We start from the raw sequence: 21559 nt of genomic DNA on the forward strand, positions 1-21559 counted from the left end.
TCGGTTCTTTTATTTTTGCATTTAAATCAAAGGAATTCTGATACCATCTTCAAATATTTTCAAGTTTCTTATAAAAAATAAAAAATGTTTAATGAAGTGAAGGACAAAATAAGATATTATTATTCATAGAGATATAGTTGGTGAGGGGAAGATTACATAGAGATGTTTGTGGATAGGAAATGTAACAAAAAAAGACATACACAGGAGATGTCTTTGAAAATTGAGTAAGGATGATTTAAGAGGTTTTTTTTAAATAAGCAAAAATTAATGCATCCAATTTTTCGCTTGTGGACAGAACAGGTTCTGAGTCTAATCCATGCTCCTCAGACAATGCCAGCATTTCTTGCCTGCATTGTTCAATCTCCATGAATAACGATTTTTTATCCACAAATTTCACTCCTTTTTTAGTATACTTATCGTTAGATATACCCTGTCGGAAAAAAAATAAACATTCTTTTTTAAAATGTGAAACCTTACAAGCGGTTGTTTCGTATAGAGAGTACCGCATAGTGCGGAGGTAATTAGATGGACCAATTTATAAAGAAAAAGATTATAGAAGTTAAAAAAGGAGACCAATCTGCTTTTTCGGATGTCGTATCCTTTTATCAAGATAAAATATACCAGCACTGCTACCGTATGCTGGGTAATAAGCACGAAGCGGAAGATATTGCACAAGAAGCGTTTATACGTGCATATGTGAATATTGATTCATTTGATGAGAGCAGAAAATTCTCTACATGGTTATACCGCATAGCTACGAATTTAACCATTGACCGCATGCGCAAGCGTAAACCGGACTTTCATCTTGATGCAGAAGTAAAAGGGACAGAAGGTTTGGATATGTATTCTCAGCTTGCCAGTACGGAACGTCTGCCTGGAGAAGAAGTGGAAAGCAGAGAACTGCAGCGGTATATTCATCATGAGATTTCTCAGCTTCCTTCTAAATACCGGAGTATTATCATGCTCAGGTACCTGGAAGAATTTTCACTAAAGGAAATCAGTGAAATTCTTGATGTTCCTCTTGGTACGGTAAAAACGCGGATTCATCGTGGAAGAGAGGCCTTGAGAAAGAGGCTTCGACATGTGTAAAGGAGCGTGCTTGATGTGAGCTGCAATAAAGAGTATATAAAAAAAATGCATGACTATTTAGATGGGGATATTTCCGCAGAAGAAGAAAGCTTACTAAGAAGGCATCTGGAGGATTGTGAAGATTGTCAGAAGCATTTTCATGAGCTTCATCGAACCATTGCTTTAATAAAAAGTGCGGAACGGATGGAAGCCCCGGTTGGTTTTACAGAAAATGTTATGAATAAATTGCCGACAGAAAAGAAATCGGTAAAGTATAAGCGCTGGTTTAAACATCATCCAATCCTTGTTGCAGCAGCTATTTTCTTCTTGTTGATGATAGGCAGTCTTTCCTCCACTTTTAATCAAGGAACGGATCAGCTTGTTGTTTCTGCACAGGAAGAGCTTGTCGTTGATGGAGACACCGTGATTGTGCCGGAGGGTGTCACTGTTTCCGGAGATGTCTACGTGAAAAACGGTGATTTATTAGTGCTTGGAACGGTGGACGGCAATGTTACCTTGTTTAATGGAGAGCTTTTAGACGGCGAATCGGAGCTGGAAGGCGGCGGCCTGATGGCCTCTGCAGGAGGAGTCAACGGAGAACTGGAAACCGTAGACCAAACGTTTGAGTGGATATGGTATCATATAAAGAATTTCTTTAAAGGATTATTCGCATTTTAAGATAAAACAATGAAAAAAGGAGCGAGATGATGTCGCTCTCTTTTTTTGGGCGAAAGAAACTGTCATAATGGAGTAAAACATAGCTGCTCCATCAATTATGAAAAAACAGCTGGTTCAGGGTATTGGAGTGGTCAAATTTGGCAGGATTTCTACACACACACATTTTAATGGTGTTCCATTTTCTAAAGAAAATAAAAAACTACAGACAGGTCTGTTTTTACAAATTTATGATATAATAATTATCGACTGTAATTCATAATAGTTCATGATAATATAAAACGAAACTTCATTCAGCGGGAATTTATTCTTTCCCTCCGCTGAAGGATTCAGAGAGCTGCATCACGTTATCTTCTGCTTAAATAAATCGAGTTTCATTCTCTATTTAAAGGCGGGAATTTTACGGCCGGTTCTCTGAGAGAAATAATTGCTTTTAAGATAATGTTTAAAACAAACAGGTAATTCTATTGGGTAAAGGATGTGTGCACATGCTTGATGGGGGATTTGACTTTTTAGATCTGCTGCGAATTGGCGTTGATATCGCTCTCGTCTGGTATGTATTATATAAATTAATCATGCTGATCAGAGGTACAAAGGCTATTCAGCTATTAAAGGGAATAGCAGTTGTAATGGTTGTGTGGGGAGTAAGTATGCTGTTAAACTTACAAACCATCCAATTTATCACAGGCCAAGTTATTAATTGGGGAGTTATTGTAATTGTTATTTTATTCCAGCCGGAATTACGAAGAGCACTGGAACAGCTGGGGCGAGGGAATATCTTCGCCAGATCGGGAAGCTCTGCTGAAGAAATTATTCAAAATGAAATTGAGGCTATCGTTACATCTTGTAATTATATGGGTAAAAGAAGAATTGGTGCGCTTATCTCCATTGAAAGAGAAACAGGAATTGGGGATTATGCGGAAACCGGGATTCCAATCAACGGAAAGCTTACTCACCAGCTTCTGACAAACATATTTACACCAAATACACCGCTTCATGATGGGGCAGTAATTATAAAAAATGAAGAGATCACAGCTGCGGCTTGTTACCTGCCTTTATCCGAGAGTCCATTTATCTCCAAGGAATTAGGAACAAGGCACCGTGCCGCAATGGGAATAAGTGAAGTAACAGATGCGTTAACGATTGTTGTTTCTGAGGAAACAGGTGCCGTCTCTTGTACAAAAAATGGAGAGCTGCATCGTGATATCGATGAAGAAAAATTAAGAGAAATGCTTTTAACGCATTTATCAATCGTCCCGAAAGCCTCTGACAAAAAATCATGGAAACGGAGGACTGGTAAGCGTGGATAATTGGTTTAAGAGTAAGTGGTTTGTCCGTATCCTTTCCTTAGCTTTTGCGGTAACACTCTATGCTTTTGTCAATGTGTCCGAAACACCAAATTCCGATTCAACATTTTCTGGTTCAACCACTTCCACAGAAACCTTGGAACAAATTCCAGTAGATATCCGTATTGACCGCGACAGCTATGTTGTCAGTGATGTTCCAGAAGAGGTCGATGTTACTTTACAAGGGAATCGAGGCAGTATGACACCGTATATACTTCAACGTAATTTTGATGTATACGTCGACTTAGAAGGCTTAGAAGAAGGAACGCATGTTGTTGAACTGCAGCATAATATAGCAGGAGATGTGGAAGTATTTATTGAGCCGAAAACAGCAGAAGTCACCATTGAAGAACGGGCATCTCAAGAGTTTACTGTAACTGCTGATCTGATTAATCAAGACCTGATGGCAGATGGTTACGAAGTGGTCGATTATAGTGTCGATCCGGAAACGATAACGATAACAAGCTCAGCGAGCGTCATTGAATCGATTGGCTCTGTAAGGGCTTATGTGAATATGGAAGGTGTCGATGAGTCAATTAACAATCGGGAGCTTCCGATTAGTGTATATGATATACAAGGAAATGAATTGAATGTCGGATTAGACCCTGAAAGTGTTCAGGTCTCCGTAGAAGTCGACAATCCAAGCAAGTCTGTACCACTGTCTGTAGAGACAACAGGTGAGCTGGAAGAAGACCTTGAGCTGGACTCTATTTCTCCAAATGAAGAGGAAGTGGAGATTTACTCTCAAAGTGACGTGCTGGAGGATATTTCAGAAGTGACTACCGAGCCGCTGGACTTATCCGAGATTGAAGAATCCGGCACAGTTGAAGTACCGCTTGATTTGCCTGAAAACGTGCAAGCACCGGAGACGGAAGAGGTAGAAGTTACGGTAGAAGTAGAAGGAACAAATGTAATCGAGAATGTAGCTTTAGAAGAAGAAGGCTTAGCAAATGGATTGGAAGCATCTTATGCAGACCCTGCATTAGAAGTAGAAGTGACAGGGGATGCCTCGGTGGTAAATGGTTTAACGGCAGATGATATCAACGCCGTACTGGATTTATCTGATTTAGAATCAGGAGAGCATGAAGTGCCTATTGACATTGAAGCTCCTGAGGATGTCACTGCCACAGGAAATGTGGAAGAGGTCACGGTGGAAATAATCGATCCGGCTGAAACAGCAGAAGAATAGTTGTATATTGTATGGTCAAAGGAGAGATATAATAATGGGTAAATTTTTTGGAACAGACGGTGTCAGGGGAGTAGCAAATGAAGGGCTGACTCCTGAAATGGCATTTAAGCTCGGTCGTTTTGGCGGATATACGTTAACAAAAGGCAGTGAAAAGCCACGCGTTTTAATCGGCAGAGATACACGTATTTCTGGACATATGCTGGAAGGCGCGTTGATTGCAGGACTTCTGTCAACAGGCGTAGAAGCAATGCGGCTGGGTGTTATTTCAACGCCGGGGGTCGCTTACTTAACAAAAGCAATGAGCGCGCAGGCAGGGGTGATGATTTCTGCATCCCATAATCCTGTAGAAGATAACGGGATTAAATTCTTCGGCTCAGATGGATTTAAGCTGACAGATGCTCAGGAAGCGGAAATTGAAGCTTTATTAGAACAAGAAGAGGATGATCTGCCTCGCCCGACAGGCGCTGGTATCGGATCAGTGAGTGATTATTTTGAAGGCAGACAGAAATACCTGTCCTTCTTAAAAGATACGATTGATAACGATTTTGACGGAATACGTATCGCTGTAGATTGTGCACATGGAGCAACATCCAGCCTGGCTACACATCTATTCGCAGATTTGGAGGCTGACATTCATTCCATGGGCTCTACACCGAACGGCCTGAATATTAATGATGGTGTCGGTTCTACACATCCGGAAGGACTACAGCAATATGTGCTGGATAAAGAAGCGGATGTCGGACTGGCTTTTGATGGAGACGGTGATCGCTTGATTGCTGTGGATGAAAAAGGAAACATCGTGGACGGCGATAAAATCATGTTCATCTGCGCAAAATACCTGAAAGAAATTGGGATGCTTCGTAAGGACACTGTCGTATCCACTGTCATGAGTAACTTAGGCTTTTATAAGGCATTAGAAGAAGCTGGTCTGAAAAGCGATAAGACGGCAGTCGGTGACCGATATGTTATGGAAGAAATGCGTAAAAACGACTATAACCTAGGCGGGGAACAATCCGGCCATATTATCTTTTTAGATTATATTACGACAGGAGACGGTCTGTTATCTGCATTGCAGCTTGTGAATGTAATGCGTGAATCAGGCAAGACCTTGTCAGAACTGGCAGACGAAATGACTATTTTCCCGCAGACATTGATTAATGTTCGGGTTACAGATAAGAATGAAGCATTGACCAGTCCAATCATCTTAGATGAAGTACAAGCTGTTGAAGAAGAACTGGGAGAGAATGGACGCGTTTTAGTCCGCCCATCTGGAACAGAACCGCTTGTGCGTGTCATGGTAGAGGCGAAGACAGAGGAAGATTGCCAGACCTATGCAGAACGAATCGTAAAAGTCATTGAAAATCATTTAGGTGCTTAATAATATCATGTACCTAAAGTAAAAAAACGCATGGATGTACCCATCCATGCGTTTTTTTAGCTTCTAGAATCCATAGGAATCCTCTTTCTTTTTCCGGATGATTTCGTTGGCTTCATACGTGTCCATGGTATCCTCAATCAAACGCTCTAATCGAATGAAGACATCGTCATCGACGATTTTCTTTTGTTGAAAGCTCTTTTCCTCAACATAAACAAAGGTTTGTACTATTTGTGCTTTCATATAGGATAAAGTTGGTTTTAATTGATGATCAGCAACTAAATAATGCTTGGAAGAGCCTGCGGTTACGAAAAAGCTTACGGTCTTATCCTGAAATGCCCCGACAGGAAGCAAATCAAAAATATTCTTTAAGCTTGCCGGAATCGATGCCTGGAAGACAGGCGTGCCGATAATCATCACATCTGCCTCCATCACTTGCCTGGTGACCCAGGCGGTGTCTCCGGAATAATCGAGATAGTTCCGGCCGTCACTAAATTGCAAATCATAATCTTTTAAATCAATCAGCTGAAAATCTGCTTCTGGATATTTTTCAGCAATTTCTTTTGCTACAGCATCCATGACTGTCCGTGTTTTTGAACCGACAATGGAGCCGGATAAACCAATGATCTTCATGTGCTAATCCTCCTGATTCATGCCAGTGTGCTTACGAATGGCAGGCAAAATTTTCGTGCCAATCATTTCAATATTCTTAGCCAATTGTTCAAATGGAACGCCACCAAAGTCCATTTGCGCTAAGTAGCGCTGATGTCCAAACAGCTCATGCTGATAGAGAATTTTTTCAATAACCTCCTGCGGACTGCCGACATTGATGACACTGCGCTTATCCTTTGCTTGTGCAAATGCCTGCTTTGGAAATCCTTGTCCATTCGTCAGCTTCATTCCTTCATTGATATAAGGGTACATTTGCTGCAGTGCCTCCTGGCTTGTTTCTGCCACATGGAAAAAACCGGTGACGCCGACAGGAAGATCGTCAGTATGATGTCCGCTTCTTTCAGCTGTTTCCCGATACGCATCAATAACATTTTTAAAAGCGCTGGCCGGTCCGCCAAGTGTTGCCAGCATCATCGGTACCCCGGTATAGCCTGCCTTCATTGCACTGGCCGGGGTTCCGCCAACTGCACGCCAGATGGGCAGTGTATTATCTTTCGGGCGGGGCAGCACATGGGCATCTTTTAAGGGTGCACGATAGTCCCCTTCCCAGCTGAGCCTTTCCTTCTCATTAATTTGCAGCAGCAAATCAAATTTTTCTTCATATAACGCTTCATAATCCTGTACGTCATATCCTAATAATTCAAATAGCCCGATTCGGGAAGCTCTTCCGGCAATAATTTCGGCACGTCCATTCGAAATTAAATCAATCGTAGCAAAATCTTCATAAACCCGAACGGGGTCAGAAGTGCTGATAATCGTTGACGAGCTGCCCAGCTTGATGGTTTTGGTCGCCTGCGCAATCGCCGCCAATACCACGCTGTGTGCCTGCGTAGTGAAATAATCCTGATGACTTTCTCCGACACTGAAAAAATCTAACCCTGCTTGTTCTGCCAGCTTTGCTAATTCGATAATTTCCTGAAGACGCTGCTGTGCCGAAATCCGTTTTCCGGTGAAAGGGTTGGCCAGATGGTCTCCCAGTGTATAGAGCCCAAATTCTAATCCTTTCTTTTGGTCAATGCGATATTGTTCCATACCTATGCTCCTCCATTGTTTTAGATTTTAAGGTTAAACCTATCTATTAAAAAATGTATTTGAAGTAAATTGCTTTGGGGAGGAAGTGAGCTACAGGCAGATAGGAAAATGGCGTGTTATTTTCTGCATGTATCGTCTCAAATTCTCCTCTCTATATCACTTTACTATTCAAATGATAAAATGACAATCAAAGTAGCTTGAATTAAAGATAGTTTTGCTGTTCCGCACGGAAAGGCCAGAGTGTATGGTGTATTTTATAAATAGTGGTATAATATAGAAAATACAGATAAAAGGGAGTGCGGGCAGAATGATAAAATTTCCAAAACCGAAAGTAGAACAGTTCTTTTATACGTATAGTATTGATCATTTCCAAGTGAGCAAAGATGAACAAAAGCTGGTATTTTCAACGAACTTGAGCGGTAAACGTAATTTATGGGCATTAGACTTGAGTAAAGAGCATGCGTATCCATTTCAGTTTTCTCAAAAGGATGAATCCTCCTCATTTATTCAGTTTGATCCAAATGGGAAGTATGTTTTAACAAGCTTTGATGCAGATGGGGATGAAAATTATCACATTTACGCCCTGCCTCCGGAGGGCGGATTACCGCAGTCGCTGATTACGGGAGCAGAGGACGAAAAATACTTGTTTGCACACCTGAGCAAGGACGGAAAACGAATTTATTATAATACCTCTAAAAATAATCCGAGCTTTTTAAACACACATGTGCGCCATCTGGATACAGATAAAGATGAGCTGATAGCAGAGGGAGAAGGAGCGCCGACTACACTGGCAGGTGTATCGGAAGATGAAGAGACACTAATATACGAAAGCGTGTTTGCGAACACGTATAATAATATATTCATCGAAAAAGAGGAAGAGAAAATCTATCTTACTCCTGATCCGAAAAAAGTGCATGTATCCTATGATCCAGTTTTTACGGATAATCACAGCATTTATTTCCCGACGGATTATGAAGGCGAATATATGTATTTAGCCAAGTATGACATGAAGCAAGAGACGTTTTCAAAAGTTCTTGAGCTGGAGGAAGAATCGATTGAAACCGTAAAATATGATAAATCATCCGATTCATTGTATGTAGTGACAGAAAAGGGTGTTGTCGATAAGCTTTATCAGTATAAAATAAAATCAGGAGAGCTGAAAGAAATCACAAAGCCTTTTGATTTGATTGATCAGGTGACTGTAACAGAATCAGGGGCAGTATATCTCCTTGGAGGATCCGCAGTAAAGCCGGATAACATTTATCGTCTGACAAATGGTGAGAAATGGGAGCAGCTCACAGATAATCGTGTTCTGGGTGTATCGGAAGAGGAGCTCGTGGATCCTGAAATTGTGACCTATGCTTCATTTGACGGGATGGAAATCGAATCACTTCTGTTCAGGGCAAAACCGGAAAATGCCAATGGGTATACCGTTTTTTGGCCGCATGGCGGACCGCAGGCAGCAGAACGGAAATTTTTCCGTGCGATGTTCCAAAGCATCCTCAATCGCGGCTATCATATTTTCGCACCAAACTTTCGCGGGAGTACAGGCTATGGTTCCTCTTTTGTGAAACTCGTCGAGCAGGATTGGGGGCATGGACCGCGCCTCGATAATGTGGAAGGCATCAAATGGCTGTTTGATCAAAAGATTACGGACCCGGATCATCTATTCTTAGTAGGAGGAAGCTACGGCGGTTATATGGCGCTGCTCCTGCATGGACGTCATCCAGAATATTTTAAAGCAGTGATTGATATCTTTGGCCCGTCCGACTTATTTACCTTTGTCAATTCTGTACCGGCGGATTGGAAGCCGATTATGGAAAGATGGCTAGGTGATTCAGAGCGTGATAAGGAGCGCTTTGTAAATGATTCTCCAGTGACTTATTTGGAAACCATGACAAAGCCGATGCTGGTTATCCAAGGTGCAAAAGATCCGCGTGTGGTGAAGGAAGAATCAGATCAAATTGTCCAAAAGCTGCAGGATAAAGGCCGCGATGTGGAGTACCTGGTGCTGGAGGATGAGGGGCACGGATTCTCTAAAAAAGAGAATGAGATTAAAGTGTATAAGCGGATGTTAGATTTTATGGAAAAGCATAAGTAGAAAAAACATCAGTGAAGCTGCGAATGGGATAGCTTTGCTGATGTTTTTTGTTTATAAATTATCGAATATGTTTTATCTGTGTTGTTATCCGGTCCAATCGCTTTTTTAGATTGGAGCGGTTATCTTCTTGTAATACTAAATTGGCTTTTGCTGCAAGGATTTCTACAACGCCGTCAATGGATAAATGGTCTGTCTGTATTTTTTCTCCAAATGCGTCATCAGCTAAACGTGTTATACATCGGTCCATTTGTCTGAAGCTCCATGAATTCTTTCTTTCCAGCCGTTTCTTTAACCGGCGTTCAATGACTTCTTTTGATGCGGATAAAACGAACGGATATAATTGGATTTCTTCTGATTCCAAACTTCCGGTAATTTCTTTAAAATAAAGCTTATCTGTGATTGTCATTGGAATAATAATTGGCTCTTTATCGTTTTCAGCGATATACTTTATGATCTTGCAATTAAATTCTCTCCACATTTCATAATCTTGAAAGTCATTCTTTCTCAACGTGTCAGGCAAATTCTGATTTAGGAAGAAACCAATATTTTCTGGGTCGTACACGAAGGAGTTTTCCAGTCTTCTGTGAAGCTCATATGCTGTTTGTGTTTTTCCTGCTCCAAAAGCACCGTTGATCCAAATAATTTTTGTCATGGGGAAGCTCCTTTTGTCAGGTGAGGTTTTAAAATTTTCTTTAAAGTCTTTTCATTTATTTTTCATTATATCACTCTGCTTCACCCCTCTTCAAACCTTCTCCCATCCACTTCTGTAAGGCGGATACCTCCCGACACTTATGGATATTCTGCAACATTTTAGAAGGATTTCATAAACTATCTTATCGGAAAGCAAGAAAAAGGTTGACCTTGAATACGACTTTCCGATAGAATATAGAAAGTTCTTGTTTTCCAAATGAAAGAAGTCCGTTTAACAAGAGCAAATAAAAGGAGAGAGGAGCAGAGAAACACGAAAGGAAACTATAATAACAAGCGCCAGGACTATTCTACGGACGGTCAGGAAGAATAGTTGACGAGGTCGGGGGTTATCGAATTATTCGGCGGGTGCCTCCCAGCTGTCCATCGCAGCTGCTGCTTTATCTTTAAACCATCAGGGTGACTTGATGAACAAAGAGATAAAGAATGATGTCTATAAAAACTAACACGAGAAAGGGGCAGAACAAGGCCCCTTCGCTTCGAATCGGTCTTTTGTCTCTGCCCCTTCAAACAAGGAGGACATCGACATGTGCGGAATCGTCGGTTACATTGGACAAAATGATACGAAAGAAATTTTATTAACAGGCTTGGAAAAATTAGAATATCGCGGATATGACTCTGCAGGTATTGCGACTTTAGGGGAAGATGGCGTACACGTAACAAAGGTAAAAGGACGTATCGCAGCGTTACGCAAAGAAGTAGATAACAGCAAGGATGCGACTATTGGTATCGGTCATACGCGTTGGGCGACGCATGGTGTGCCAAGTGTGCAAAACGCACATCCACATCAGAGCTCAACAGAACGTTTTACCATTGTGCATAATGGGGTTATTGAAAACTATGTAGACCTGAAGAAGGAATATCTGGAAGATGTTGACTTTGTAAGTGAAACAGACACAGAGGTTATCGTACAGCTTATTGAAAAACTTTATGAAAAACATAAAAATACCAAAAAAGCATTTGGTGAAGCAATGAGCCTGCTGAAAGGTTCTTATGCTATTGGTCTGATTGATGCAGAAGATCAGGAAACTTTATATGTATCCAAAAATAAAAGTCCGCTATTGGTTGGTTTAGGCGAAGGTTTTAACCTGATTGCCAGCGATGCTATGGCGACGTTGAAAGAAACAAACGAGTACTTGGAAATCTATGATAAAGAAATTGTTCTTGTCAATCGAAGCTTTGTAGAAGTGCAGACATTAGATGGAGAAGTTATCAACCGCGAGCCGTTTACAGCGGAAATCGATGCAAGTGATACAGAAAAAGGAACGTATCCTCATTTCATGCTGAAAGAGATCGATGAACAGCCAATTGTGATGCGCAATATTATTCGTGAATATCAGAATGAAAAAGGCGAATTAAAGCTAGAAAAAAATATTCGTAAAGCCATGCAAAAAGCAGATCGCATATATATTATTGCAGCAGGAACGAGCTATCATGCCGGATTAGTTGGAAAAGAGTTTCTAGAAAAGCTTTCTAATATCCCTGTAGAAGTACATGTTGCAAGTGAATTTTCCTATAACATGCCACTGCTATCTGAAAAACCTTTATTTATCTTTATTTCCCAAAGTGGGGAAACTGCAGATAGCCGTGCTGTATTAGTTAAAGTAAAAGAATTAGGACATCCAGCACTGACATTAACAAATGTGCCTGGATCAACCCTTTCTCGTGAAGCAGATTATACCTTGCCTTTACATGCTGGACCAGAAATCGCTGTTGCTTCCACAAAAGCATATACAGCACAAATTGCTGTTTTAGCGGTTCTTGCAGTAGATACAGCAAGGGTAAAAGGTATTAAATTAGATTTTGATCCATTACAAGAGCTGGCTATCGTAGCGAATGCAATGGAAATCATTACGAACCAAAAAGAAGAGCTGGAGCAGTTAGCAAGAGATTATTTTGCGACAACACGCAATGCTTTCTTTATTGGCCGCAGTACAGATTATCATGTTGCGCAAGAAGCAGCATTGAAGCTAAAAGAAATCTCCTATATCCAAGCAGAAGGCTTTGCTGGAGGAGAGTTGAAGCATGGTACTATCGCATTGATTGAGGATGGTACGCCAGTTATTGCTTTAACTACACAAGAAAATGTAAACTATTCTATTCGCGGAAACGTGCAGGAAGTTGTTGCACGCGGTGCAAATGCACTTATCATCAGCTCAAAAGGCTTAGAGCAGGATGAGGATGCTTTTGTACTGCCGGCAGTGCATGAGCTATTGACTCCATTGGTAAGTGTGATTCCAATGCAGCTCCTGGCTTATTATGCAGCATTGCACCGTGATTGTGACGTGGATAAACCACGGAATTTGGCGAAGAGTGTTACGGTGGAATAAGTGGAAATATTCATTATTTCTGTTTGTGTCCCAATAGAAAATTAATATTCCCAAACCCGAAGGCCTTTCTGATATATTTCTACTGTGCCTTCGGGTTTTTTTTATGTCCAAATCCGGTAGAAAATTCAAAATTAACCACGCTTCATGTCTTCACCTTTTCCGGTGGGCACATGGTAGAGAGCGCGTAATTTGTATGATATACTTCAATAAAAAATTAATATATTCTGGCTTCATCCTGTGGTATGCCTTGCTATTTTGCCAGAACTCTTTATTTTAACTGAAATTGCGGAATACGGGTTTGTGGTAGGCGGTTTAAGGGATTCTCGTTTTATTATACGTAGGAACAAAATGGAATTTAGTGTATTTCTTCTGTGATTTACAAGATAAGAATGCATACAAAAAGAATTGGGATGAGGCTTTTAGTGTCTTTATTTTTAAGATGAATAAGTTTTGGGAAAGGAGATATTAATTTTGAAAGTTAACGGAGGTCCATTATGGAGAAAAAACAGTGCGATATAATACAGCCAAAGGGTGTTAAGGAAAAGAAACTAGAAGTGATTGACGGGTTCACGATAAAGTATCATGCAAACGGAAAAACTATATGGTCAAAGGGGAAAATGATTGGAGATCAGCCAGAGGGCTATTGGGAATGGTATCGTGCGGATGGAACCATAAAACGTTCAGGGTATTTTGGAAATGGGGAGCCTGTTGGTGAGTGGATCACTTATGACAGCAAAGGCGAAAAATACAAAACGACTAATCGGGACAAGTAAAGGGTACTGTGCTCTGTCAATTAGATAGTGAAAAAACAAAAAATCTATGCAACAGGCTGGTACCGATATTTCTTTTACGTATATTGCGAACCAGAACCCTATGCAACAAAGAGCGGCATCTGGGTTTGCTTCCAAGGCTGCTTTGATGTTTCCATGACCAGCTCATTATTGTTATAGTAACCCGCCTGATAGGCAACGGTAGGACCATCATAAAGGTCTTTGATGACACTTAGATATGCTTTATTAATCAAGCTGTATTCTAAGTGTTTGATATCTGTTACCCATTTTTGATTTGAAGGGTCTGCTGTAAATTCCTGATCAAGAATATTTCCTCGATATTGACATAGCTTGTTTTGTGGAGTAACCATTGGAACGGTGTATAATTGATTTTAGGTCTAACACAATCATTAATCGACGAATGCACTTCAGAATATACCCATAGCGGGATACCTTTAAAATGTTGCATAACAATTGAATAGAGATACCTGCTTCTTTATGATATTCATGAACCGCTTCAAATGCAGGAAGTTGTCTCTCTAATGGTTCTACTCTCTCCTGTCGGTTTCCTCTAACTTTTTTAGGAGGCCATTTTTTGTCTCCAAATACTGATTTTACGGTGTTCCAGTTCCTTGATTTGAAGCTCTAATTTCTCTTCTTCCATCAGATTTGGCTTGGATTCTAATGTCTTTCCACGACAATTTTGAAAGTCCTGTTCTCCATTTTTCTTATATTTACGAACTCAGAAATGTGATGTGAGAGCATGAGAGAGAAGCGGTGCTGGGTGGAGCGTTAATTTTATATAGGGAAAATAAATTTATTGAAATTAAGCCCCTCAATTGGAGGCTTAATTTTTGGTTTACTTGGGTCATGCTTTATAAATTTTAAGGCTTAATCGTATATTACATTTCTTCCTTCTTCCGTCAGCTTTTTTAAAGATGTAAGCATATGATTTATTTCTTCATCGGAATGTCTTTGCCAGGAACCTAATTCAGCTATTATTTTTAAAGGGGATTTAGATCTATAAGAACGTGTGGGGTTTCCAGGAAACCTTTTGTCAGTTAAGTTCGGATCATTTTCAAAATCACCTAAAGGTTCTACAATATAAATTCTTTCTTTTGATTTAGATGTTGCTAATTCAGCGCCCCATTTAGCAGCATCTAATGTTGCAGTAAAATATATATAGTTAGATTTTTTGTCTTGGTAATTTGATAAGAAATGTGGTTCTAATAAATCTCCAATTTTTAATTTTGTTTTAGTACCATGGAAAAAAGGACCCAAATCTAAGACATCTTTTTTGTTATTCATACGGAAACATCCCCTCGTATTTTAGGCTTGTATATAATAGTATAGTCTCGGAATTTTAGAAAGAATAGTCTATAAATAATTTAGAAAGAATAGTATAATGAAAGTAGAGAGAATGAAGTGCGTATATAAAATTAACGTTTCTTATAAAAAGTAACATTCCCAAACTTGAAGGTCTCCCCGGTATATTGCCGCTGGACCTTCGGGTTTTTTATGTTTAATTTCGTTGGGAAATCCATCAGCAGGAACGTAATTTTTCTATGACAAAGATTGGGGAAGCGGTGTGAGAGTAATGATACAAATAAGTTTTTGAATTATATTCTTACTCATTATATAGTTAAGGGAATTTACTTCCTTGGGCAATTGAATACAAAGAAATTAAGAAAGTGATAGGAACCATAGATTTTGTTGCCTGGCCAACTTTTCATTATAGGGATGAAACAGGATTTATATTATCAAAGGATTATTGGAGAAAAGGTTTAATCGTTGAAGCTGTTTCTAAGGTAATTAAGTTTAAATTTGAAAATATGGAAGTAAATAAGATTGAGGCATCGTGTATGGTTGAAAATACGCAATCTCAAAGAGTTCTTCAAAAATTAGGGGTTACATGTCACAAATAAGTCGGGAACAACCCTTTTATTTTTATTATGATCATTCCCGCTTTGTTCAAACAGGACATCCGTTGGTGCGGAAAATACTTCGCAACCGCTATTTTTTAATAAGTTATGAAGTTCACCATGAAGAAAAGAAGCCATTCTTTGATGTGTTATGCTTGGAGAAGGAGAAATGTAAATAATTCCATCGATATATTCTAATATCTCATCGGTTTGTTGTCGTTTCTCTTCAAATGCTTCATAGGTGTTGAAATTCCTATCTGATACAAGCAATTCAAGCACCATCCTTATTTGAAGTATAAGCGAATTCATATTAAAATAAAATGAAATATCTATTTACTTTATTATCCCTGCTTTATTTCTCAGGCATTCTTTTGATCAATAACCACAACAGAAAGAACAACCCCAGATAACCAAACAACGGGTACAATACCGACAGTAATTTTCCATATCCCACCTGGCTGATTAAAAAGACAACAAACAGAATTACCAGGACAGCATGTTGATAACGAAGACGAAATGCCGACTGCAGCTGTCGTGTGATTCCAAACACATTCCCGACCACTGTATTGAAAATCTCGCCGTAAATAACGATTAAGAACAGAATATGAATAAGGGCTCCAAAATGTTGGACAATCTCGGCCATCGGTATTTCATAAGGAAATGTTTGCGGAAAGACGGACAATGAAAAATGGATTAATAATAGGATGAAAAATAAAGCCATTCCACCCAAAAATCCGCCCCAGCGTAAAACGTGTTCATCCTGAATTTCCTTTCCCAATGGTACAAGAACAACCTGTGCTGTCATCAGATTAAATGCTGCATAGGCAAAAGGAGAGCCTGCCCAAGAAAGGTTGTCCGATAACTGAACAGGTAGGAGTTTTTCTGCCAGCAGATGCGGATGCTCGCCCGCGATAGAGCCTGCTACAAACAGGACGAAAAGAAGCATTAGTGGCACAATATAGGAGTTGATGGCAAATAATCCAATTAATCCTTTCATGACAACGATATAAGAGAGAATGAGTGTAAGGATCACTCCTAATTGAAATGGAAGACCGAGCTGTTCATGAAATACAGCGCCAGCCCCGGAAAGCATGACAGAAGTGACGCCAATAACAACGAAGAAAATAAAAAGATTAATCACTTTGGCAATCTTTCTTCCAAAGAGATATTCATTTAAATCCTGGTAAGAATAGGCCCCAATTCGGGCTGATATAATCATTATTTTAGTTCCAATCAGAATAAACAAGACTCCGCTGATTGCAATGCCGACGGTCCCTAAAGCTCCATAGACACTAAAAAACGTAACAATTTCTTTCCCTGAAGAAAAGCCTGCCCCAATAACCGTTCCAACATATGTAGCTGCTAACAGCAATATAGAAATTTTTCGATTCCGCATCACGCCACCTCCTCATCATTTCTATGATTAGGAGGACGAGTAAATACCAGCTTTTCAAATTTTCACCTGAAAAAACCGAAAAATTATCCAAACAATCATGAGGAAAAGCATATACCCGAAAAAGGAATAGGCATGATTCCAATCTGGATGAGGCATAAATCCTCCCAGCTTTTCAGCGGTTTTTTCGATAAAAATGACCGCTGTACTAATCGTAAGAATCATTATGCACCGCGGAAGGGTCCTCATCCGATTGGCCAGGTACAAGAATAAAATGACGGAAACAGGAAGAATCAGCAGTGTAAAGGCAATATTGACTGTAAATATTTCTGGGAAAAGCCGCATAGGAAAGTGATACATGCCGATGCCGACAAAAAATAAATCTAAATAGGTCCCGACGATGGAAGAAAAGAGAGCTGCGATGACATACGCCTGCTGTTCTTTACTCCTGTCTGAGGAAGGTCGCCTTTTTTGCAATGATGATAAGCTCGATTTTTTCCATTGCTTTGCAGTATTTTTCATGAATTTCCCCACCTGTATTTATTTCTTCTTCTACGAAATAATCAATCACACTTACATCGTTAAACCAGTCTCCTCTTTCAGCCGGGGAGTGGTTAACGTTTTTCCAAGCATATTTCAATGGAGGGCTATAGATTCGGGGAGCTCCTTTTCTGCGTTCACAATGCCTTGTTCTTCGCCGATAGACCGTACCCGGTGCAGATTCATTCACAGAATGAAACAAATCCTTCCAATAATCGGCTCGGGAGCCTGTATGCGGATGCTTCCCTGCCCATAGCAGAATATCTTTTAAGACAGATTTCTGTTGAAAAAGGATGGCATATAAACGTTTCCCCAGCATAATCCGCTCATGGAGAGAGCCGAAATGGTGCAGGGTATCACCGATTAATGCGGGCTTCTTTTCTATTTTTCCAAGGTGATAATGCGGGAAAATAACATGGTTAAAGCGTAAAAAATCATACAGCTTAAAACCCAATGTATCTAATACCGTTTCTTTAAAATGTGGGTGATGCACCACTCTTTTTTCTAAATAGCTTTGTTCATTAATAATGGTTGCGATGGCTAACAGATAACGGTCACCATGCTCCCAAAAATGATTCCATACCACTTCCATAAATACAGAGACATTCAAGAAAGGAAGAAGGTGAAAAAGATTTTGATTCATTCTTACACTTTGCTGATACAGCAATAATTGCGGATAAACATCCTGGAATATTAACCAATTTCCCCGTTCTAAAAATAAATAGAAGTTTTTTTGTTCTTTTTCGGATAACAAACGCGATAGGAGGTCGCCTTTCAAATCAGTCATGTTCCAACCGCCGTTGCGTGATACCATATGCCCTAATAAAGCCCAATGGATTTCTGGGTGCTGCATATAAAAATCGAAGTAGGCTTGTGTCCGGGTGACATTATTTTTATTCCATTTAATTGTCAGTTGATGAATGCGTTGAATGAATACCTGCTCTCTTTTAGGAAGCATGGATACGGATAGGCCGTTTGCTTTTGGATTCCTTATATTCTTCAGTTCTTTTTTTATCTCAAGAACAGACTTTTCATACACTTTTCTTTTTTTGAAACAGCCAATTGTCATCCAGTCTCCTCCCTCTCTAAGGAATATGCTTACACGGTGTCTCATATGTATAGGAAAAACGGTTCTTATAAGAGAGGTTTTCTGATGAAGGAAAAGATAGATGTAGAAATCAATCGTCTGGTTGACAGGCTTACAAAAGAACAAGAGCACGATGGTTCCTGGGCGTATCCCTTTGAAACAGGGATTTCCACAGATTGTTATATGATTATCCTCTTGCGTACATTGGAAATGGATGATGAGGACCTTATCGATGCGCTGGTAAGCAGGATCCTTCGTAAACAAGGGAAAAATGGCGCCTGGAAAATATTCCACGATGAAGTGGAAGGGAACCTCACAGCAACGGTAGAGGCCTGTTATGCGCTCCTTTATTCCGGCCGCCGAAAAGAGGAGGACCGGGAGATACGTTTGGCCACAAAGTTTATCCAGCGGCATGGGGGCTTAAAAGAAATCAATATGTTTGCAAAGGTCATGTTAGCTCTGACAGGGCAGTATAAATGGCCGCGTTATCTTCCTGTTCCAGTTAAATTCATTCTTTTTCCAGTTTCTTTTCCACTTAATCTATTTGACTTATCGTTATATGCACGGTCCAATTTGGTTCCTATATTAATTACGGCGGATTATAAATTCAGCCGAAAGACAAAGCGTTCGCCTGATTTGTCCGATTTATTTTTACAACGGGAAGATGACGGCGATTGGGAAACGGAGTTAAACGATTGGCGCTCCTTTCAAACCCCTTTCGGGCGGGAGATTAGCAGTCTGATAGGAAAGCCGGAACAGCTCCATGAATTAGCCTTGCAGCGTGCAGAGGAGTATATGCTGAATCGAAGGGAATCAGACGGGACATTTTACAGCTATTTCAGTGCAACATTTTTGATGATATTTGCTCTGATGGCCAGGGGCTATTCGAAAAAGGATCCGATTATTATCAAGGCAGTAGAGGGACTAAAAGCTTTTCAAACCAGCATTGGAAAACAAACGCACATGCAGTATACGACAGCAAACGTCTGGAATACGGCTTTAATCAGCCATGCTTTGCAAAAGGCTGGTGTATCCCCCTCTGCCACGGTAATTAAGAAGGCAAATCAGTATTTACTTGGGAGACAACAGATGAAGTACGGCGATTGGAGCATCCATAACCAGGATGTGACACCGGGCGGATGGGGTTTCTCTCATATCAATACGTTCAATCCTGATCTGGACGATACAACAGCTGCGTTGAGGTCTATTCGTTCCTTTGCCCGTCACACCCCCGTCTATCGACAAGCCTGGGACCGTGGAATTCAGTGGGCAGTCTCCATGCAGAATGATGATGGCGGCTGGCCGGCCTTTGAGAAGAATGTAGATAATACATTGCTTTCCTGGCTGCCGATTGAAGGGGGAGGATCGATGCTGCTGGATCCATCAACGGCAGATTTAACAGGGAGGACATTGGAGTTCTTTGGAAATGACACGCATACAGATACGTATCAGCCTTTTATAAAACGCGGCATGAAGTGGCTTCTGCAAAATCAGGAAAAGGATGGATCCTGGTATGGCAGATGGGGGATTTGTTATATCTACGGAACCTGGTCGGCGATTACAGGATTAGCAGCGGTTAAAACACGCAGCAATCATCCGCAGATGCAAAAAGCGATCCAATGGTTATACGCCATTCAAAATCAGGATGGCGGCTGGGGAGAGTCGTGTAAAAGTGATATAGAGAAAAAATATGTCCCGCTCAAGGAAAGCACGCGTACACATACCGCCTGGGCGTTAGATGCACTGATTGCTGCAGAAGGAAAAGCAACGCCGGAAATCAAGCGGGGTATTGCGTATTTGCTGGAGACGGCGGAAAAAGTGGATTGGACAACAGCCTATCCGAAGGGGCAGGGGCTTCCTGGAGGGTTTTATATTCATTACCATAGCTATGAATATTTGTTTCCGTTGCTTGCTTTGGCGAATTATCGGGAGAAGTTTTGATAAAAGGAGGATGTTTGAAAAACGTGGCTGCTTTTTGAACACATACTAAAAAATTACCCGGCATGCTCGGATAAAGCATGCCGGGCAATTTTGCTGGTTTAAAAATGCACAAGCAAAATAGGCAAGGGTATTGATAGAAACAGATCCGTTCTATAAAGATTTTTTATTAGTTAGAAAAGGGAGTATGAGGTTATCTTTTAATAAGTATTTACATCAATAAGCAATTTCGTGTAACGTGAATGTATGGAAATAGTTGAAATGAATGATGGAGGATTATGAAAAAAATTCTTATGTGATCGAGCAGTTACGTTTAATTAAGAGATAATAGGCGCTATCGTAATAAAACCTATAAAGGTGGGAGATACATTGATCGATGAATTAAAAGGAACCCTTAATCATGCTGGGGAAGAGGAAGTGAAGTCCCTTTTATTTCAAACCTTTTTTCGAATCCATATGCTTGAAGAATTAGACCAATATACGGAGGAGCAGTTTGTAGCAGACTTGAAGAAAACATACCATGATTTTCTAAATGTCAAAAGAGGCCAAACAAAAATAAAAAATAGTACCAATGATAAAGTTGTGCATATCCTCTTTGATGATTCCGCGGCTGGAAGCTTGAAATGGGTATTAAAAGAAATGGGATTACAAGATGAAGAAATGGTTATCTCCTTTTCAGATGTCTTTTCAATCGGCCCAATTTGGCAGTTGCATAATCAAGCGGGACTTGACTACAGGGAGGAATGGCTAAAAAACCATCTTCTCCTGGATGATGATTATCTAGATGAATACCGACATCATTTCAACCGTACACTCTCCATGATAAGTGCTATCCCTGAAACGGCGTCTATTATCATTTGGACTGGGGAAAACGCTCATGAACAGATTGCTTTAAGCTATGTTCTGTATTTATTGAGAGATAAAAGGAATGATATAACCGCTATAAACACAACGAAACAGTATAAAAAACAATTCAATATTCCAGAAAAGGATAATTATCCGTTGCACACCGGGGAAATCATGTCTGAAAAGCTGCAGTTGATTTATCAAAATAGCAGTAAGACACCTGCTTTAAGCAAAGAGCAGCGGGAAAAATTCGAGCAGAAATGGCAAGCATTAGCTGCTACACAAGAAGCTCTGAGGATATGGGAAAATAGAGATATAAAAAGTGTAGATGAAAGCTATTATGACGACTTGATAATCAACAAAGCAAAAATGCTGCATCAGGAGCAAAAGAATACGGAATTCATCCTATCAGCACGTCTTATTGGCGAGGTGATCTGCTATTTAGATCAATATATTAGCGATGTGTTTGTGGAGTATAGCGTAAGACGTTTAATTTTGAAGGGCGTTTTTGAAATAAAAGGTGTTCCCAAAGCAATGCGGTTTTACAGTGTGAAACTCAAATGAATT

General features: G+C 40.2%; 21 protein-coding genes. 11 read left to right on the forward strand and 10 right to left on the reverse strand.

Features of this window, described 5'->3' with window-relative positions; translation table 11 throughout:
• Positions 1-235: 235 nt before the first annotated feature.
• Complete coding sequence (locus BN997_RS22495) at positions 236-388, reverse strand: aspartyl-phosphate phosphatase Spo0E family protein (protein WP_139089041.1); 153 nt, start codon at positions 386-388, stop codon at positions 236-238.
• A 137-nt stretch (positions 389-525) separates the two neighbouring features.
• Here BN997_RS22495 and sigW point away from each other — a divergent pair, with 137 nt between their 5' ends.
• From sigW to glmM, 5 genes are all read left to right on the forward strand, one after another.
• A complete protein-coding gene (gene sigW / locus BN997_RS07535) occupies positions 526-1089 on the forward strand; it encodes an RNA polymerase sigma factor SigW (protein ID WP_042531049.1) in 564 nt (187 codons plus the stop codon).
• 15 nt (positions 1090-1104) lie between these two features.
• Positions 1105-1746 carry an anti-sigma-W factor RsiW gene (gene rsiW / locus BN997_RS07540; protein WP_042531051.1) on the forward strand — a complete coding sequence of 214 codons (642 nt, stop codon included), beginning with the start codon at positions 1105-1107 and terminating at the stop codon, positions 1744-1746.
• A gap of 485 nt (positions 1747-2231) precedes the next feature.
• Entirely contained in the window at positions 2232-3053 is an 822-nt protein-coding gene (gene cdaA, locus BN997_RS07545) for a diadenylate cyclase CdaA (protein WP_042531053.1), read from the forward strand.
• Positions 3046-4278, forward strand: coding sequence for a CdaR family protein (locus tag BN997_RS07550; protein WP_042531055.1), 1233 nt, complete (start codon positions 3046-3048; stop codon positions 4276-4278). The genes cdaA and BN997_RS07550 overlap by 8 nt, the downstream gene beginning before the upstream one ends.
• A 34-nt stretch (positions 4279-4312) precedes the next feature.
• Complete coding sequence (glmM, locus tag BN997_RS07555; protein WP_042531057.1) at positions 4313-5656, forward strand: phosphoglucosamine mutase; 1344 nt, start codon at positions 4313-4315, stop codon at positions 5654-5656.
• A 63-nt stretch (positions 5657-5719) separates the two neighbouring features.
• Here the strand turns inward: glmM and BN997_RS07560 are convergent, their stop codons facing one another.
• Positions 5720-6286, reverse strand: coding sequence for an NADPH-dependent FMN reductase (locus BN997_RS07560; protein WP_042531059.1), 567 nt, complete (start codon positions 6284-6286; stop codon positions 5720-5722).
• Positions 6287-6289: 3 nt separating this feature from the next.
• Entirely contained in the window at positions 6290-7357 is a 1068-nt protein-coding gene (locus BN997_RS07565) for an LLM class flavin-dependent oxidoreductase (protein ID WP_042531061.1), read from the reverse strand.
• A gap of 307 nt (positions 7358-7664) precedes the next feature.
• Between BN997_RS07565 and BN997_RS07570 the strand changes: the two genes are divergently transcribed.
• Positions 7665-9458, forward strand: coding sequence for a S9 family peptidase (locus BN997_RS07570; RefSeq protein ID WP_042531063.1), 1794 nt, complete (start codon positions 7665-7667; stop codon positions 9456-9458).
• A gap of 58 nt (positions 9459-9516) precedes the next feature.
• Here the strand turns inward: BN997_RS07570 and BN997_RS07575 are convergent, their stop codons facing one another.
• Positions 9517-10110, reverse strand: coding sequence for an AAA family ATPase (locus BN997_RS07575; protein WP_042531065.1), 594 nt, complete (start codon positions 10108-10110; stop codon positions 9517-9519).
• Positions 10111-10693: 583 nt separating this feature from the next.
• Here BN997_RS07575 and glmS point away from each other — a divergent pair.
• Positions 10694-12496, forward strand: coding sequence for a glutamine--fructose-6-phosphate transaminase (isomerizing) (glmS, locus tag BN997_RS07580; protein WP_042531067.1), 1803 nt, complete (start codon positions 10694-10696; stop codon positions 12494-12496).
• A 494-nt stretch (positions 12497-12990) separates the two neighbouring features.
• Positions 12991-13269 (forward strand): toxin-antitoxin system YwqK family antitoxin, encoded by a 279-nt coding sequence (locus BN997_RS07585; RefSeq protein WP_042531069.1) that lies wholly within the window; start codon positions 12991-12993, stop codon positions 13267-13269.
• Positions 13270-13367: 98 nt separating this feature from the next.
• Here BN997_RS07585 and BN997_RS07590 read toward each other — a convergent pair whose 3' ends face one another.
• The gene (locus BN997_RS07590) at positions 13368-13637 is read right to left on the reverse strand and encodes a hypothetical protein (RefSeq protein WP_042531072.1); all 270 of its coding nucleotides are present in this window, start codon (positions 13635-13637) and stop codon (positions 13368-13370) included.
• Positions 13638-14157: 520 nt separating this feature from the next.
• Complete coding sequence (arr, locus tag BN997_RS07595; protein ID WP_042531074.1) at positions 14158-14574, reverse strand: NAD(+)--rifampin ADP-ribosyltransferase; 417 nt, start codon at positions 14572-14574, stop codon at positions 14158-14160.
• 383 nt (positions 14575-14957) lie between these two features.
• Between arr and BN997_RS07600 the strand changes: the two genes are divergently transcribed.
• Positions 14958-15191 carry a GNAT family N-acetyltransferase gene (locus tag BN997_RS07600; RefSeq protein WP_052484946.1) on the forward strand — a complete coding sequence of 78 codons (234 nt, stop codon included), beginning with the start codon at positions 14958-14960 and terminating at the stop codon, positions 15189-15191.
• On the opposite strand, the gene BN997_RS07605 is transcribed toward BN997_RS07600, so the two are convergent.
• From BN997_RS07605 to BN997_RS07620, 4 genes are all read right to left on the reverse strand, one after another.
• Positions 15168-15458 carry a Uma2 family endonuclease gene (locus tag BN997_RS07605; RefSeq protein ID WP_052484947.1) on the reverse strand — a complete coding sequence of 97 codons (291 nt, stop codon included), beginning with the start codon at positions 15456-15458 and terminating at the stop codon, positions 15168-15170. The genes BN997_RS07600 and BN997_RS07605 overlap by 24 nt on opposite strands.
• An 82-nt stretch (positions 15459-15540) precedes the next feature.
• A complete protein-coding gene (locus BN997_RS07610; RefSeq protein WP_042531076.1) occupies positions 15541-16584 on the reverse strand; it encodes a YkvI family membrane protein in 1044 nt (347 codons plus the stop codon).
• A 54-nt stretch (positions 16585-16638) separates the two neighbouring features.
• Entirely contained in the window at positions 16639-17103 is a 465-nt protein-coding gene (locus BN997_RS07615) for a CBO0543 family protein (protein WP_042531077.1), read from the reverse strand.
• Entirely contained in the window at positions 17024-18190 is a 1167-nt protein-coding gene (locus BN997_RS07620; protein WP_042531080.1) for a DUF2515 domain-containing protein, read from the reverse strand. Before BN997_RS07620 ends, BN997_RS07615 begins: the two co-directional genes overlap by 80 nt.
• 84 nt (positions 18191-18274) lie before the next feature.
• On the opposite strand from BN997_RS07620, the gene shc reads away from it, so the two are divergent.
• Both shc and BN997_RS07630 read left to right on the forward strand, forming a co-directional pair.
• Entirely contained in the window at positions 18275-20149 is a 1875-nt protein-coding gene (gene shc / locus BN997_RS07625) for a squalene--hopene cyclase (protein WP_042531082.1), read from the forward strand.
• A 366-nt stretch (positions 20150-20515) separates the two neighbouring features.
• Positions 20516-21556: a DUF1835 domain-containing protein gene (locus tag BN997_RS07630; RefSeq protein WP_042531083.1), complete on the forward strand. Its 1041-nt coding sequence runs from the start codon at positions 20516-20518 to the stop codon at positions 21554-21556.
• The last annotated feature ends 3 nt before the right edge of the window (positions 21557-21559 follow it).

The organism is Oceanobacillus oncorhynchi, from assembly GCF_000821065.1.
Lineage (GTDB): Bacteria > Bacillota > Bacilli > Bacillales > Amphibacillaceae > Oceanobacillus > Oceanobacillus oncorhynchi.

Bases quoted from the DNA above. Each gene is read 5' to 3' on its own strand.
- sigW (WP_042531049.1), top strand. From the start codon at position 526: ATGGACCAATTTATAAAGAAAAAGATTATAGAAGTTAAAAAAGGAGAC.
- BN997_RS07575 (WP_042531065.1), bottom strand. From the start codon at position 10,110: ATGACAAAAATTATTTGGATCAACGGTGCTTTTGGAGCAGGAAAAACA.
- BN997_RS07585 (WP_042531069.1), top strand. From the start codon at position 12,991: ATGGAGAAAAAACAGTGCGATATAATACAGCCAAAGGGTGTTAAGGAA.
- BN997_RS07615 (WP_042531077.1), bottom strand. From the start codon at position 17,103: ATGAAAAATACTGCAAAGCAATGGAAAAAATCGAGCTTATCATCATTG.
- cdaA (WP_042531053.1), top strand. From the start codon at position 2,232: ATGCTTGATGGGGGATTTGACTTTTTAGATCTGCTGCGAATTGGCGTT.
- BN997_RS07610 (WP_042531076.1), bottom strand. From the start codon at position 16,584: ATGCGGAATCGAAAAATTTCTATATTGCTGTTAGCAGCTACATATGTT.
- BN997_RS07565 (WP_042531061.1), bottom strand. From the start codon at position 7,357: ATGGAACAATATCGCATTGACCAAAAGAAAGGATTAGAATTTGGGCTC.
- glmS (WP_042531067.1), top strand. From the start codon at position 10,694: ATGTGCGGAATCGTCGGTTACATTGGACAAAATGATACGAAAGAAATT.
- shc (WP_042531082.1), top strand. From the start codon at position 18,275: ATGAAGGAAAAGATAGATGTAGAAATCAATCGTCTGGTTGACAGGCTT.
- BN997_RS07590 (WP_042531072.1), bottom strand. From the start codon at position 13,637: ATGGTTACTCCACAAAACAAGCTATGTCAATATCGAGGAAATATTCTT.
- glmM (WP_042531057.1), top strand. From the start codon at position 4,313: ATGGGTAAATTTTTTGGAACAGACGGTGTCAGGGGAGTAGCAAATGAA.
- BN997_RS07570 (WP_042531063.1), top strand. From the start codon at position 7,665: ATGATAAAATTTCCAAAACCGAAAGTAGAACAGTTCTTTTATACGTAT.
- BN997_RS07560 (WP_042531059.1), bottom strand. From the start codon at position 6,286: ATGAAGATCATTGGTTTATCCGGCTCCATTGTCGGTTCAAAAACACGG.
- BN997_RS07620 (WP_042531080.1), bottom strand. From the start codon at position 18,190: ATGACAATTGGCTGTTTCAAAAAAAGAAAAGTGTATGAAAAGTCTGTT.
- arr (WP_042531074.1), bottom strand. From the start codon at position 14,574: ATGAATAACAAAAAAGATGTCTTAGATTTGGGTCCTTTTTTCCATGGT.